The organism is Streptomyces sp. NPDC053427 (assembly GCF_044544985.1).
Classification (GTDB): domain Bacteria; phylum Actinomycetota; class Actinomycetes; order Streptomycetales; family Streptomycetaceae; genus Streptomyces.
In genome coordinates this window covers 462,491-475,671 of record NZ_JBITYA010000006.1, presented here as the reverse complement: position 1 = coordinate 475,671, position 13,181 = coordinate 462,491, and the positions used below count along the sequence as shown (strand labels likewise).

13 protein-coding genes are annotated in these 13,181 nt (G+C 73.1%); 11 read left to right on the top strand and 2 right to left on the bottom strand.

Annotated elements, in window-relative coordinates; all coding sequences use genetic code 11:
- The first annotated feature begins 47 nt into the window (after nt 1-47).
- Both ACIGWZ_RS19655 and mycP read left to right on the top strand, forming a co-directional pair.
- Complete coding sequence (locus ACIGWZ_RS19655) at nt 48-1,379, top strand: hypothetical protein (RefSeq protein ID WP_400066249.1); 1,332 nt, start codon at nt 48-50, stop codon at nt 1,377-1,379.
- Nucleotides 1,376-2,542 (top strand): type VII secretion-associated serine protease mycosin, encoded by a 1,167-nt coding sequence (gene mycP, locus ACIGWZ_RS19650; RefSeq protein ID WP_400066247.1) that lies wholly within the window; start codon nt 1,376-1,378, stop codon nt 2,540-2,542. Before ACIGWZ_RS19655 ends, mycP begins: the two co-directional genes overlap by 4 nt.
- Nucleotides 2,543-2,565: 23 nt before the next feature.
- Here mycP and ACIGWZ_RS19645 read toward each other — a convergent pair whose 3' ends face one another.
- The gene (locus ACIGWZ_RS19645; RefSeq protein ID WP_400066245.1) at nt 2,566-3,063 is read right to left on the bottom strand and encodes a VOC family protein; all 498 of its coding nucleotides are present in this window, start codon (nt 3,061-3,063) and stop codon (nt 2,566-2,568) included.
- A 164-nt stretch (nt 3,064-3,227) separates the two neighbouring features.
- On the opposite strand from ACIGWZ_RS19645, the gene ACIGWZ_RS19640 reads away from it, so the two are divergent.
- Both ACIGWZ_RS19640 and ACIGWZ_RS19635 read left to right on the top strand, forming a co-directional pair.
- Nucleotides 3,228-3,959: an SseB family protein gene (locus ACIGWZ_RS19640; protein WP_400066243.1), complete on the top strand. Its 732-nt coding sequence runs from the start codon at nt 3,228-3,230 to the stop codon at nt 3,957-3,959.
- A 100-nt stretch (nt 3,960-4,059) separates the two neighbouring features.
- Entirely contained in the window at nt 4,060-4,806 is a 747-nt protein-coding gene (locus ACIGWZ_RS19635; RefSeq protein ID WP_400066241.1) for an MIP family channel protein, read from the top strand.
- 75 nt (nt 4,807-4,881) lie between these two features.
- Here the strand turns inward: ACIGWZ_RS19635 and ACIGWZ_RS19630 are convergent, their stop codons facing one another.
- The gene (locus tag ACIGWZ_RS19630; protein ID WP_400066239.1) at nt 4,882-5,283 is read right to left on the bottom strand and encodes a DUF1844 domain-containing protein; all 402 of its coding nucleotides are present in this window, start codon (nt 5,281-5,283) and stop codon (nt 4,882-4,884) included.
- A 324-nt stretch (nt 5,284-5,607) separates the two neighbouring features.
- On the opposite strand from ACIGWZ_RS19630, the gene infC reads away from it, so the two are divergent.
- From infC to pheT, 7 genes are all read left to right on the top strand, one after another.
- Nucleotides 5,608-6,333 (top strand): translation initiation factor IF-3, encoded by a 726-nt coding sequence (infC, locus tag ACIGWZ_RS19625; RefSeq protein ID WP_393541210.1) that lies wholly within the window; start codon nt 5,608-5,610, stop codon nt 6,331-6,333.
- 125 nt (nt 6,334-6,458) lie between these two features.
- Nucleotides 6,459-6,653: a 50S ribosomal protein L35 gene (gene rpmI / locus ACIGWZ_RS19620; protein WP_006607578.1), complete on the top strand. Its 195-nt coding sequence runs from the start codon at nt 6,459-6,461 to the stop codon at nt 6,651-6,653.
- A 104-nt stretch (nt 6,654-6,757) separates the two neighbouring features.
- The gene (rplT, locus tag ACIGWZ_RS19615) at nt 6,758-7,141 is read left to right on the top strand and encodes a 50S ribosomal protein L20 (protein WP_393541208.1); all 384 of its coding nucleotides are present in this window, start codon (nt 6,758-6,760) and stop codon (nt 7,139-7,141) included.
- Between the two features lie 123 nt (nt 7,142-7,264).
- A complete protein-coding gene (locus ACIGWZ_RS19610) occupies nt 7,265-8,119 on the top strand; it encodes a TrmH family RNA methyltransferase (RefSeq protein WP_400066236.1) in 855 nt (284 codons plus the stop codon).
- Nucleotides 8,120-8,201: 82 nt separating this feature from the next.
- A complete protein-coding gene (locus ACIGWZ_RS19605; protein ID WP_400066234.1) occupies nt 8,202-9,365 on the top strand; it encodes an ATP-binding protein in 1,164 nt (387 codons plus the stop codon).
- Nucleotides 9,366-9,520: 155 nt separating this feature from the next.
- Nucleotides 9,521-10,645 (top strand): phenylalanine--tRNA ligase subunit alpha, encoded by a 1,125-nt coding sequence (pheS, locus tag ACIGWZ_RS19600; protein WP_400066232.1) that lies wholly within the window; start codon nt 9,521-9,523, stop codon nt 10,643-10,645.
- Nucleotides 10,645-13,170: a phenylalanine--tRNA ligase subunit beta gene (gene pheT / locus ACIGWZ_RS19595; protein ID WP_400066230.1), complete on the top strand. Its 2,526-nt coding sequence runs from the start codon at nt 10,645-10,647 to the stop codon at nt 13,168-13,170. The genes pheS and pheT overlap by 1 nt, the downstream gene beginning before the upstream one ends.
- Nucleotides 13,171-13,181 lie beyond the last annotated feature (11 nt).

Here is a 13,181-nt window from a genome sequence, read left to right as displayed (position 1 = left end):
CCCGATTGCGGATCGACGCCGGGGCGGCAGCGCAAGGGGGAGCGCGGGTGGGTACGGACGCCGACTGCGCGGACACGCAGCACACCCCTCCCATACCCCCGCAGCCGCCGCACCGCCCCGCGCCCTCCGTACCCCCCGCCGCGGACGAGGACCCGCGGACCACCGTGCTGCGCCCGGTGCCCGCCGACCCCACCGTCCCGCCGCCGGCCGCCCCGCCCGTCCAGCGGCCCACCGGCCCGATGCCTCCGACGGCCCCGCCGCGTCCCGCGACCCCGCCGCCCGCCCCGCCCCGCCCCCGTACGCCGCCGCCCGCCGCCGGCCCGCAGCTGCCGCCCCGCCCGGCCCAGGGGCCGGCCGCGCCCGCCCCGGCGCCCCCGGCCGGCCGCCCCGTGTCCTTCCGCGACACCGCCGCCTTCCACCTGGCCCACAGCGAGGCGCTGTGGAACGCACGCCGCGACGGCGCGCACGGCGGGGCGCCCGCGGCTCCGGAGAGCGCCCCCGCGGCACCCCCCGCGGCCGCCCGCCCGCCCGCTCCCCCCTGGCCGGGAACCGCCCTGCCGCACCAGGGAGCCGGACCGCGCCCGGCCGCCCCGGTCGCACCCCTGCCCGCAACCCGCCGCTCCCGCCGGCGCCGCCTCGTCATCGCCGCCTGCCTGGTCCTCGGCATCGGCCTCATCGGCGGTGCGGCGGCCGGGAGTTGGCTCACCGAAGGGTCCGACGCGCCCCCGACTCCCCAGGCCACGTTCGCCAAGGGCCGCGACGTCTGGCGCAACACCCCCGTCGACACGCTCTTCCCGCGCACCGTCGACGGCCTGGGCGTCGGCCCCGGCGGCGCCGACCGGCGCTGGACCCGCATCGCCGTGGCCCCCGACAGCACCTGCGCCAAGGGCCTCGACCCGGCGCTGGCCGAGACGCTCGCCCCGGTGGGCTGCGCCCGCCTGCTGCGCGCCACCTACGTCGACGCCACCCGCTCCGGCGTCATCACCGTCGGCGCCCTGACCGCCAAGGCCGACGCCCCCGGCATGCTGGCGATGAACTCCCGCTTCAGCACCAAGAGCCTGGCCGCCCGCGCCACCATGATGCCGCTGCCGTACGCCGCCGAGGGCACCCCGGCCGCGCACTTCGGGAACGCCCAGCGGGCGAGCTGGACCGTCCGGATCCTCACCGACATCCCGGTCGTCGTCTACGCCGTCTCCGGCTTCGCCGACGGCCGCACCGTCACCGATCCGCAGCCCGCCGAGGCCGCGGTCCGGCCCGGCACCACCACCGCCCCCGCCGAGTCCGGCCTCGGCCACGACGCGAAGAGCCTCGCGGACCGCATCGAGGACATCTTCCGCAAGCAGTCGGGGATCTCCGGGCAGAACACGGAGGAGCCGTGAGCCGTAGGAACCTGCGGCGCGGTCTCGCCGTCGCGTGCGCCACCGCCGCGCTGTCCGTGCTGCCCCCGCCGCCCGCGCAGGCCGACACCGTCCGCGCCCAGGAGTGGGCCCTGCAGGCGATGCACGCCCAGCAGGCCTGGCGGACGACCAAGGGCGCGGGCATCACCGTCGCCGTCCTGGACACCGGCGTGGACGCGAACCAGCCCGACCTCACGGGCCAGGTGCTGCCGGAGAAGGACCTGGTCGGCTTCGGCGCCGGACCGGGCGACAAGACCTGGGCCGACCACGGCACCGGCATGGCCAGCGTCATCGCCGGCCACGGCCACGGCGCCGGCCGCCAGGACGGAGTCCTCGGCATCGCCCCCGAGGCCAGGATCCTCCCCGTCCGCGTGATCCTCGAGGACGGCGACCCCCAGCGCGAACGGGCCCGCACCGAGAAGGCCGGTGCCCTGGCCGACGGCATCCGCTGGGCCGCCGACCACGGAGCCGACGTCATCAACATGTCCCTGGGGGACGACAGCGACACCGCGCACCCCGAGCCGCGCGAGGACGCCGCCATCCAGTACGCCCTCGGCAAGGGCATCCCCGTCGTCGCCTCGGCGGGCAACGACGGCGGAAAGGGCGACCACATCTCCTACCCCGCCGCCTACCCGGGCGTCATCGCGGTCACCGCCGTCAACCAGGCGCGCGAGCGGACCACGTTCTCCACCCGCCACTGGTACGCCACGGTCTGCGCCCCCGGCGAGACGATCATCATGTCCAACCCGGACCGCACCTACTACAACGGCAACGGCACCAGCCCCGCCGCCGCTCTGGTCTCCGGCGCCATCGCCCTGATCCGCGCCGAACACCCCGATCTGAGCCCCGCCCAGATCAAACAACTCCTCACCGCCACCGCCCAGGACACCCCCCAGGGCGGCCGCAACGACGACTTCGGCGCCGGCCTGGCGGACGCGGCCGCCGCCCTCGAACGGGCCGCCGCCCTCAAGCCGGTGCCCCAAAAGCCCAGCTCGGCCGCCTACGCCCACCGCTACTTCGGCCCCGGACCGGCCCCCGCGCCGGACGTCGGCTCTCCCACCGCCTGGCTCGCCTGGACGGTGGGGGCGGCCGGCGCGGCGCTGCTGGTGGCCGGCGTCGTCATCTGGCGACGCCGCCCCCGATAGGAAGCGGCCGGCCGCGCCGCACGTCAGCCGAGGCCGGCGGCCCCGCCCGGGAAGAAGTCGGCGCCCTGGACGTACTCCATCGCCTTGACGAACTCCGGGTCACCGAGGCGTCGTTCGATCTCCGCGGGCTCGAGTTCCTCCACGCGGGTCTGGACCCAGTACAGGTTGCCCTGGGGATCGCGCACCCGCCCGACCCGGTCGCCGAAGGCGAGGTGGGTGACCTCGGTGACCGACGTGCCGCCGGCCGCGACGGCCTGGCGGTGCACGGCGTCGGCGTCCTCGACGTAGAGGCGCAGGAAGCCCGGGGTCGGCGGCCACTCCGGACGCGCGTCGAACATCATCACCACCGAGTCGCCCATCCGCACCTCCGCGTGCCCGATGCTTCCGTCCTCGTTCGCCAGGCACGCGATCTCCTCCGCCCCGAAGGCCCGCTTCAGATAGTCGATCAGCTGGACCGTGTCGCGGGAGATGATCCACGGCGTCACGGTGGTGTAGCCCTGGGGAATCGGGTTGACGGACATCTGACTGCCTCCTGGGTCGGCGCGTCTCAACGTGAGGAAGACGCTAGACCCCTTGTAGGACAATTTCTGTCCTCTTAAGGAATCCACCGTGGAGCCGACCGCCGCCCGCCGCCCGGCGCCGCACCGGACACCGGCCGCGAGCGCCCGCCCGTTACGCTCGCGACGTGCAGAAAAACATCCCCGACCCCGGCTTCTCCGACGACGACGGATCGGCCGACCCGGCCCTCGCCGCCGCGCTGACCGCCTACGGCCAGGACCGCGGCACCGAGCCCGGCCTGCTGGCGGCGCTGGCCGACGCACGCGTCCTGGTCCCCGTGGTCGCCGTCCTGGGAGAGGTCGAGACCGGCCCCGACGGCCTCCGCCGCGAGAAGACCAGCGATATGGCCGTTCCCACCCTCCAGGCCCCCGACGGCCGCCGCGCCCTCCCCGCCTTCACCTCCATGGACGCCCTCCGGCGCTGGCGCGCCGACGCCCGCCCGGTGGCCGTCCCGATGCGGCAGGCCCTGCTCGCCGCCTCCCACGAGCAGGCCGACACCGTCGTCGTCGATCTCGCCGGCCCGGTCACCTACCAGCTCACCGGAGCCGCCCTGCGGGCCCTGGCCGAGGGCCGACGGAGCACCGACCCGCTGGCCGACCCGGCCGTCACCGAGGCCCTGCGCGCGCTACTCGCCGCCGAGCCGGCCGTCCTCGTCGCCCGCCTGGCACCCTCCGACGAGACCGACGCGACCCTCGCCCTGGGCCTGGCCCCGGACGCGCCCACCGCCGAGGTCGCCCAGCGTCTGGCACACGCGCTGGCCACCGACGAGGTGCTGCGCGAGCGCCTGGTCAAGGGCCTCGACCTGGCCCTGCTGCCGCCGGGCGGCGACCGGCCCACGGAGGCCTTCTACCGCCGCTGACCTGGCCGCCGCTGACCTCCCGCGATCCCCTCGCCAACGAGCGCGTTCGGCTCCTCGCCCGCACTATGGGATGAGCTCAAGATCCACGCGAGGAGAGCCCATGGAGACCACGGAGACCCGCACAGTCGTATCCGAATTCCTCGGCACGCTGCTGCTGGTGTTCTTCGCCGTCGGCGCGGCCGTGCTGGCGGGCGAGTACATCGGCACCTTCGGCATCGCCCTGGCCTTCGGCTTCACCATGCTGGCGCTGGCCTACGCGCTCGGCCCGATCTCGGGCTGCCACATCAACCCCGCCGTGACGCTCGGCATGCTGCTGGCCCACCGGATCTCCCTGCACCGGGCGGTCTCGTACTGGATCGCGCAGGTGCTCGGCGGCATCGTCGGCGCGGCCCTGCTCTTCCTGGTCGCCAAGCAGGTGCCGGGCCTGAAGACGCACGACGCGTTCGGCACGAACGGCTGGGGCGACCGCTCGGCGGTGCACCTCAACCTCGGCGGCGCGTTCATCGCCGAGATCGTGATGACGTTCCTGTTCGTCTTCGTCGTGCTCGGGGTCACGCACCGGGTGGCGGTGATCGGTTTCGGCGGTCTGGCAATCGGTCTGGCGCTGGGCACCGTCCACCTCATCGGCATCCCGCTGGACGGCACCTCCGTCAACCCCGCGCGAAGCATCGGCCCGGCCCTGTTCGCGGGCGGCGGCGCCATCACCCAGCTGTGGCTGTTCATCGTCGCCCCGCTGATCGGCGGCGCGCTGGCCGCCGTGGTGCACCAGATCACCCACCCGCCGCACGAACCGCGGCTCGTCGCGGACGAGGAGGCCGGTGAGTCCGAGTCCGGCGAGCGGGTCTGAGCGCGCGACGCCCGCGCCCACACGACGACGAGCCCCGGCCGTGGCGGCCGGGGCTCGCGGATGCGCAGAAGCGCCCTAGCCGTAAACGGGCCCGGTGAACTTCTCCCCGGGGCCCTGGCCCGGCTCGTCCGGTACGACCGACGCCTCGCGGAAGGCCAGCTGCAGCGACTTCAGGCCGTCCCGCAGCGGCGCCGCGTGGTACGAGCCGATCTCGGTGGCGCTGGCCGTGACCAGCCCCGCCAGCGCCTGGATGAGCTTGCGCGCCTCGTCGAGGTCCTTGTGCGCCTCGCCGTCCTCGGCCAGCCCGAGGTTGACCGCCGCCGAGCTCATCAGATGCACCGCGACCGTCGTGATCACCTCGACCGCCGGCACCTCTGCGATGTCACGGGTCATGTCCTCGAAGCCGGGGTTCGCCGGCTCGGCCGGGTGCGCCGCGTCGGGCTGCTGCTCCGGCTGCTGCGGGGTCTGGTCGCTCATGTCCTGGTGCTTCACTTCCTGCCGAGGGGATCGCCTCCAGCCTATGGCCCGCGCCGCCGGACACCGCGGCCGGGAGTGCCCGCACGCGCGTGGGCGGGTCCGCGCTCGCACAGGAGTGGGTGTCACCCCTTGACTCGTGTATTCTGGTGTGAACGACCGGCCGGACACCTATGTGACCGGCCCACAAGTGGAGGCTCCGATCTCCCACCCGCACCGACCTCAGGGTTGGCGGGTCAACGGTCCGGCTGCGCCCCGCGGAGACTTCGCGGCGGTGTTCCTGATCCTTTCCGGAGCCCCGCCTGTGTCCCGTCCGGGGCATTTTTCATGTACCGGCGCGGTTGGTCACACCGAAACAGACGTTACGCGGCAGTCCGCCAGGCCGTCGCGTGGTGCTACCGAGGAGGATCCATCAGCGCCGAGCCCCGCATCAACGACCGGATTCGCGTCCCTGAGGTGCGACTCGTCGGTCCCAGTGGCGAGCAGGTCGGCATTGTGCCGCTTGCCAAGGCCCTGGAGCTTGCGCAGGAGTACGACCTCGACCTGGTCGAGGTGGCGGCGAACGCCCGTCCGCCGGTCTGCAAGCTCATGGACTACGGGAAGTTCAAGTACGAGTCGGCCATGAAGGCCCGTGAGGCGCGCAAGAACCAGGCGCACACGGTCATCAAGGAGATGAAGCTCCGGCCGAAGATCGACCCGCACGACTACGACACCAAAAAGGGTCACGTCGTCCGGTTCCTCAAGCAGGGTGACAAGGTCAAGATCACGATCATGTTCCGTGGTCGCGAGCAGTCCCGTCCCGAGCTGGGCTTCCGACTGCTGCAGCGTCTCGCGTCCGACGTGGAGGACCTCGGCTTCATCGAGTCGAACCCGAAGCAGGACGGCCGAAACATGATCATGGTTCTCGGTCCGCACAAGAAGAAGACCGAGGCGATGGCCGAGGCCCGCGAGGCGCAGGCCGCCCGCAAGGCGGAGCGCCAGGGCGGAGTTCCCGCGGACCAGTCCGTGGAGGAGCCCGCCGAGGAGCCCACCGAGGAGCACGCCCAGGCGTGATCCCCGAGGCGTGCGCCCCGGATCCCATCCGGGGCACCGCGCCCCGGACAGCAACCGATACATCTGACGCTCCCGCTTGCCGGATCGTGCCTGCGGGGGCGCCACTGACGAGGAGAGTACGGCGCATGCCGAAGAACAAGACGCACAGCGGTGCCAGCAAGCGCTTCAAGATCACTGGCTCCGGCAAGGTGCTGCGCGAGCGCGCAGGCAAGCGCCACCTGCTCGAGCACAAGTCGTCCCGTGTGACGCGTCGCCTCACCGGCAACGCCGAGATGGCCCCGGGCGACGCCGCGAAGATCAAGAAGCTTCTCGGCAAGTGAGTCCGGGCGCCCCGCCGAACGGCCGGGGCGCTGGACCAGACCGGGACCCAATCGAAACCGGGCCGCGTGACGACAACCGCGGCCCCGCTACAAGGAGTTAACAAGTGGCACGCGTCAAGCGGGCAGTCAACGCCCACAAGAAGCGCCGGGCGATCCTGGAGCAGGCCAGCGGTTACCGCGGCCAGCGCTCCCGCCTTTACCGCAAGGCGAAGGAGCAGGTCACCCACTCGTTCGTCTACAACTACAACGACCGCAAGAAGCGCAAGGGCGACTTCCGTCAGCTGTGGATCCAGCGCATCAACGCCGCTGCCCGCGCCAACGGCATGACGTACAACCGCTTCATCCAGGGTCTGAAGGCCGCCAACGTCGAGGTGGACCGCAAGATCCTGGCCGACCTCGCGGTGACGGACGCCAACGCGTTCGCCGCGCTCGTCGAGGTCGCCCAGAAGGCGCTTCCGAGCGACGTCAACGCCCCGAAGGCCGCCTGAACTTCGGCCTGACGACGTTGTGACGCGGACCCGCAGGCCCCGGCCTGCGGGTCCGCCGCTTTTCCGGTCCGGGACGCCAGCGTCCCGGCCCCCGCACCGAACGAAAGAAGCGAGCCGCCGCCCATGGGCACCCCCGAGCTGATCTCCCCGCGTTCCCCGCGTGTCTCCGCCGCCCGGCGGCTGGCCCGCCGCGCCTTCCGCGGCAAGGAGCGCCGGTTCATCGCCGAGGGCCCGCAGGCCGTACGGGAGGCCATCGCGCACCGCAGGGACGGCGAGCCCACGCTCATCGAGCTGTTCGCCACCCTCGAGGCCGCCGACCGGCACGCCGAGATCGTCGAGGCCGCCCACGCGGCCGGGGTGCGGGTGCACTTCGCCGACGACCGGACCGTCGCCGACATCTCCCAGACCGTCACCCCGCAGGGTCTGCTCGGCGTCTGCCGGTTCCTCGACTCGCCGTTCGAGGAGATCCTCGCCGCCCGCCCGCAGCTGATCGCGGTGCTCGCCAACGTCCGCGACCCCGGCAACGCCGGTACGGTCCTGCGCTGCGCGGACGCGGCGGGCGCGGACGCGGTCGTGCTGACCGATGCCTCGGTGGACCTCTACAACCCCAAGTCCGTGCGCGCGTCGGTCGGTTCGCTCTTCCATCTCCCGGTGGCGGTCGGCGTACCCGTCGAGCGGGTGGTGGGCGGACTCCAGGGCGCCGGGGTGCGCATCCTCGCCGCCGACGGCGCGGGCGAGTGCGACCTGGACGCCGAACTGGACGCCGGCTCCATGGGCGGCCCCACCGCCTGGGTCTTCGGCAACGAGGCCTGGGGGCTGCCGGAGGAGACCCGGGCGCTGGCGGACGCCGTCGTACGGGTCCCCATCCACGGCAGGGCGGAGAGCCTCAACCTCGCCACGGCCGCCGCGGTCTGCCTCTACGCCTCCGCCCGCGCCCAGCGCACGGCCGGCGGATGCCGCCACGGATCACCCGCCTGAGGGGTGTCCGGCGGATCTCCTGGCGCATCCGACCCGAACTAGTAGTGTGGCGTGCTCGGGGGCCCGGAAGGGGGTAACGGGGATGGGTGTGAGGACTTCCGGCAGCACGGTCACCGCCGACAGCGGCCTGTCCGACGGGCCCGGGCGCGGGCCGTCGGACAGCGGAACGGCCGCCCTGGGCGGCCTGGGGCTCGATCCCGACGATCTGCCCGACGGCCTGGTGGTCGCCGACGAGGCCGGCCGGGTGATCGCCTTCAACGCCGCGGCCGCCAGGATCACCGGCATCGCCCCCCGCAACGCCCTCGGCCGCCTCCTGGAGCACGCGCTGCCGCTGCAGGACGTCGAGGGCCGCCCCTGGTGGCAGCTGACCGCCCCCTACAGCGGGCTCGCCATCCGCCGCGGCCAGCCCGAACGCAATCTGCTGCTGGGCGGCCGCGAGGTGCTGGTCTCCGCGCGCTATGTCCGCGGCCGGCCGACCGGCCCCGTGGAGCGGCTGGTGATCGCGCTGCGCGGCACCGAGGCCCGGCGGCGTACGGAGCTGAGCCACGCCGAGCTGATCGCCACCGTCGCCCATGAACTGCGCTCGCCGCTGACCTCCGTCAAGGGCTTCACCGCCACCCTCCTCCAGAAGTGGGAACGTTTCACCGACGACCAGAAGCGGCTGATGCTGGAGACGGTGGACGCCGATGCCAACCGCGTCACCCGTCTGATCGCCGAGCTGCTGGACATCTCGCGGATCGATTCGGGACGGCTGGAGGTGCGGCGGCAGCGGGTGGACATGATCGCCGCGGTGCGCCGGCACGTCCAGGCCCAGACCACCGCCGGCCAGCGGCCCGACCGCTTCCTGATCCGGATGCTGGAGCCGCTGCCCGATCTGTGGGCGGACCCGGACAAGGTCGACCAGGTGCTGGGCAACCTGCTGGAAAATGCGGTGCGGCACGGCGAGGGAACGGTCACCATTGAGGTCGGTCCGGCAACGGACGTGACCAGTGCAGAGGCGACGACATCAGAGGGGACGACCGTCACCGTGAGCGACGAGGGCCCCGGCATCCCCGAGGAGTCGATGAGCCGCGTCTTCACCCGCTTCTGGCGGGGCAGCAAGCGCGGCGGCACGGGCCTGGGCCTCTATATCGTCAAGGGCATCGTCGAGGCGCACGGCGGGACGATCACCGTCGGCCGGGCGCCGGCCGGCGGCGCGCAGTTCCGATTTAGCCTGCCCGTCGCGGCTCCGGCTTTCATGGCCTAGGAGCAATCGCGGCGGGCGCCCCCACGGGGCTCGGACCTGCCGCGTCGGCCGGCCCCCTTAGACTTGACCTTTGGCACCTTTGGCGCACCAGCATCGCGGGCGAGCCGAGGCGACGCGAGCCATGCCAAGCCAGTCCACCGGAAGCACGGGAAGAGATGTCCGCACCCAATAAGTCGTACGACCCTGTCGAGGTCGAAGCCCTGAAACCGGAAGAGATCGCCGCACGGCTGGACGAGGCGCTGGCCGCCATCGCCGCCGCGTCCGATCTCGAGGCGCTGCGCGAGGTGAAGGTCGCGCACGCCGGCGACCGCTCGCCGCTCGCCCTCGCCAACCGCGAGATCGGCGCCCTGCCCCCGCACGCCAAGGCGGACGCCGGCAAGCGCGTCGGCCAGGCCCGCGGGCGGGTGGGCCAGGCGCTCAAGGTCCGCCAGGAGGAACTGGAGGCGGAGCGCGACGCGCGCGTGCTGGTCGAGGAGGCGGTGGACGTCACGCTGCCCTACGACCGCATCCCGGCCGGCGCCCGGCACCCACTGACCACGTTCATGGAGCGGGTCGCCGACGTCTTCGTCGCGATGGGCTACGAGGTCGCCGAGGGCCCCGAGGTCGAGGCGGAGTGGTTCAACTTCGACGCCCTGAACTTCCTGCCGGACCACCCGGCGCGCCAGATGCAGGACACCTTCTTCGTCCAGGGCAACGGCGCCAAGGGCGAGGAGAGCGGCGTCGTGCTGCGCACCCACACCTCGCCGGTGCAGGCCCGTTCGCTGGTCGACCGTGAGCCGCCCGTCTATGTCGTCTGCCCGGGGCGGGTCTACCGCACCGACGAGCTGGACGCCACGCACTCCCCGGTCTTCCACCAGATCGAGCTGCTGGCCGTCGACGAGGGCCTGACCATGGCCGACCTCAAGGGCACCCTCGACCACATGGTCCAGGCGCTGTTCGGGCCGGACATGAAGACCCGGCTGCGGCCGAACTACTTCCCGTTCACCGAGCCGTCCGCCGAGATGGACATGGTCTGCTACGTCTGCCGTGGCGAGTCCGTGGGCAACCCCGACCGGCCCTGCCGCACCTGCTCCAGCGAAGGCTGGATCGAGCTCGGCGGCTGCGGCATGGTCAACCCCAAGGTGCTCATCGCCTGTGGCGTCGACCCCGAGAAGTACAGCGGGTTCGCGTTCGGGTTCGGCATCGACCGGATGCTGATGTTCCGGCACAACGTGGAAGACATGCGTGACATGTTCGAAGGCGACGTCCGGTTCACCCGGCCGTTCGGGATGGAGATCTGATGCGGGTCCCGCTTTCTTGGCTGCGGGAGTACGTCGACCTGCCGGCGACGGAGACCGGCCGTGACGTACAGGCCAAGCTCATTGCCGTCGGCCTCGAGGTCGAGACCGTCGAGCGGCTCGGCGAGGGCCTCAAGGGCCCGCTGGTCGTCGGCCAGGTGCTGACCATCGAGGAGCTGGAGGGCTTCAAGAAGCCGATCCGCTTCTGCACGGTCGACGTCGGCGACGCCAACGGCACCGGCGAGCCCCAGGAAATCGTCTGCGGCGCGCGGAACTTCGCGGTCGGCGACAAGGTCGTGGTCGTTCTCCCCGGCGCCGTGCTGCCCGGTGACTTCAAGATCGCCGCGCGCAAGACGTACGGCAAGAAGTCGCACGGCATGATCTGCTCCGGCGACGAGCTCGGCATGGGCGACGACGGCACGCACGGCATCATCGTGCTGCCGCCCGAGTACGAGGTCGGCACCGACGCCATCGAGCTGCTGGAGCTCGTCGACGAGGTGCTGGACATCGCCGTCACCCCGGACCGCGGCTACTGCCTGTCGATGCGCGGCGTGGCCCGCGAGGCCGCCATCGCCTACGGTCTGCCGCTGCGCGACCCGGCGCTGCTGGACGTGCCGCCGCCGAACGCCGGCGGCTACCCGGTCAAGGTCTCCGACCCGATCGGCTGCGACCGCTTCACGGCCCGCACGGTCACCGGCCTGGAGCCCGAGGCACGCTCCCCGCTCTGGCTGCAGCGCCGCCTCCAGAAGGCGGGCATGCGCCCGATCTCGCTCGCCGTCGACATCACCAACTACGTGATGCTCGAGATCGGCCAGCCGCTGCACGCCTACGACCGCGCCACGGTCGAGGGCCCGATCGGCGTCCGCCGGGCCACCCCCGGTGAGCAGCTGACCACCCTGGACGGCAGCAAGCGGGTGCTGGACGCCGAGGACCTGGTCATCACCGACAACCGCGGCCCGATCGGCCTCGCGGGTGTCATGGGCGGCGCCCACACCGAGATCGGGGCCGCGGTCGCCGACCCGGAGACCGGTCAGCTGCGCGGCACCACCGATGTCGTGATCGAGGCCGCGCACTTCGACGCGGTCGCCATCGCCCGGACGGCCCGCCGGCACAAGCTGTCCTCCGAGGCGGCCAAGCGCTTCGAGCGCGGCGTCGACCCGGAGGCCGCGTCCGCCGCGGCCCAGCGCACCGTCGATCTGCTGGTGCTGCTCGGCGGCGGCACCGCCGAGGACGGCGTCACCGAGGTCGTCTCGCCCCGCGGGCCGCGGACGATCGCCGTCCCTGCCGACCACCCGGACAAGGTCGCCGGTGTGACCTACGGTCGGGAGACCGTCGTCCGCCGCCTCCAGCAGGTCGGCTGCGACGTCTACGGGACGGACGAGCTGGTCGTGACCGTGCCGTCCTGGCGGCCGGACCTCGGCGACCCCAACGACCTGGCCGAAGAGGTCATCCGGCTGGAGGGCTACGAGAACCTGCCCTCCACGCTGCCGAAGCCGCCGGCCGGCCGCGGGCTGACCGAGCGTCAGCGGCTGCACCGCCGGGTCGGCCGGGCGCTGGCCGGAGCGGGCTACGTCGAGGCGCTGAACTACCCGTTCACCGGCTCGCACGTCCTCGACCAGCTCGGCATCGAGGCGGACGACCCGCGCCGGGACGCCGTCACCCTCCTCAACCCGCTCTCCGACGAGGAGCCCGACCTCCGTACGACCCTGATCCCGGGGCTGCTCGGGGCGCTGCGCCGCAACTACGGCCGCGGCACGCACGATCTGGCGCTCTTCGAGACCGGCCCGGTCTTCCGCGCGAGCGGCGACGAGAAGCCGGCCAGCCGTCTGGTCGTCGACCGCCGCCCGACCGACGACGAGATCGCCTCGCTGGACGCCTCGCTGCCGCAGCAGCCCCGGCGCGCCGCGGTGGTGCTCGCCGGGGGCCGCGAGCAGGCCGGCTGGTGGGGCGAGGGACGCCCCGCGGTCTGGGCGGACGCCATCGAGGCGGGCCGTACGGTCGCGCGCGAGGCGGGCGTCGAGCTGATCGTCCGCCAGGACCAGCACGCGCCGTTCCACCCGGGCCGCTGCGCGGCGCTGCTCGCCCTCGTCGAGGGTGAGGAGATCCTCGTCGGCAACGCCGGTGAGCTGCACCCGCGGGTCATCAAGACCCTCGCCCTGCCGGAGCGCACCTGCGCGATGGAGATCGACCTGGACCGTATCGAGCGGGCGTCCGCCGGACCGCGGCGTGCCCCGCGGATCTCGGCCTTCCCGGTCGCGACCCAGGACGTGGCGCTCATCGTCGACGACGCCGTTCCGGCGGCCGACGTCGAGACGGCGCTGCGCGACGGCGCCGGGGAACTCCTCGAGTCGCTGCGGCTGTTCGACGTCTTCACCGGTGAGCAGCTCGGCGCGGGCAAGAAGTCCCTCGCCTATGCGCTGCGGTTCCGCGCCGAGGACCGGACGCTGACCGCCGAGGAGGCCTCCGCGGCCCGCGACGCGGCGGTCGCGACGGCGCTGGAGCGTACCGGGGCGGTGCTGCGCGGCTGACCGCCACGCCG

Bases quoted from the DNA above. Each gene is read 5' to 3' on its own strand.
- ACIGWZ_RS19630 (WP_400066239.1), bottom strand. From the start codon at position 5,283: ATGAGCGACCAGACCCCGCAGCAGCCGGAGCAGCAGCCCGACGCGGCG.
- infC (WP_393541210.1), top strand. From the start codon at position 5,608: ATGTACCGGCGCGGTTGGTCACACCGAAACAGACGTTACGCGGCAGTC.
- pheS (WP_400066232.1), top strand. From the start codon at position 9,521: ATGTCCGCACCCAATAAGTCGTACGACCCTGTCGAGGTCGAAGCCCTG.
- ACIGWZ_RS19610 (WP_400066236.1), top strand. From the start codon at position 7,265: ATGGGCACCCCCGAGCTGATCTCCCCGCGTTCCCCGCGTGTCTCCGCC.
- pheT (WP_400066230.1), top strand. From the start codon at position 10,645: ATGCGGGTCCCGCTTTCTTGGCTGCGGGAGTACGTCGACCTGCCGGCG.
- ACIGWZ_RS19645 (WP_400066245.1), bottom strand. From the start codon at position 3,063: ATGTCCGTCAACCCGATTCCCCAGGGCTACACCACCGTGACGCCGTGG.
- ACIGWZ_RS19635 (WP_400066241.1), top strand. From the start codon at position 4,060: ATGGAGACCACGGAGACCCGCACAGTCGTATCCGAATTCCTCGGCACG.
- ACIGWZ_RS19605 (WP_400066234.1), top strand. From the start codon at position 8,202: ATGGGTGTGAGGACTTCCGGCAGCACGGTCACCGCCGACAGCGGCCTG.
- rpmI (WP_006607578.1), top strand. From the start codon at position 6,459: ATGCCGAAGAACAAGACGCACAGCGGTGCCAGCAAGCGCTTCAAGATC.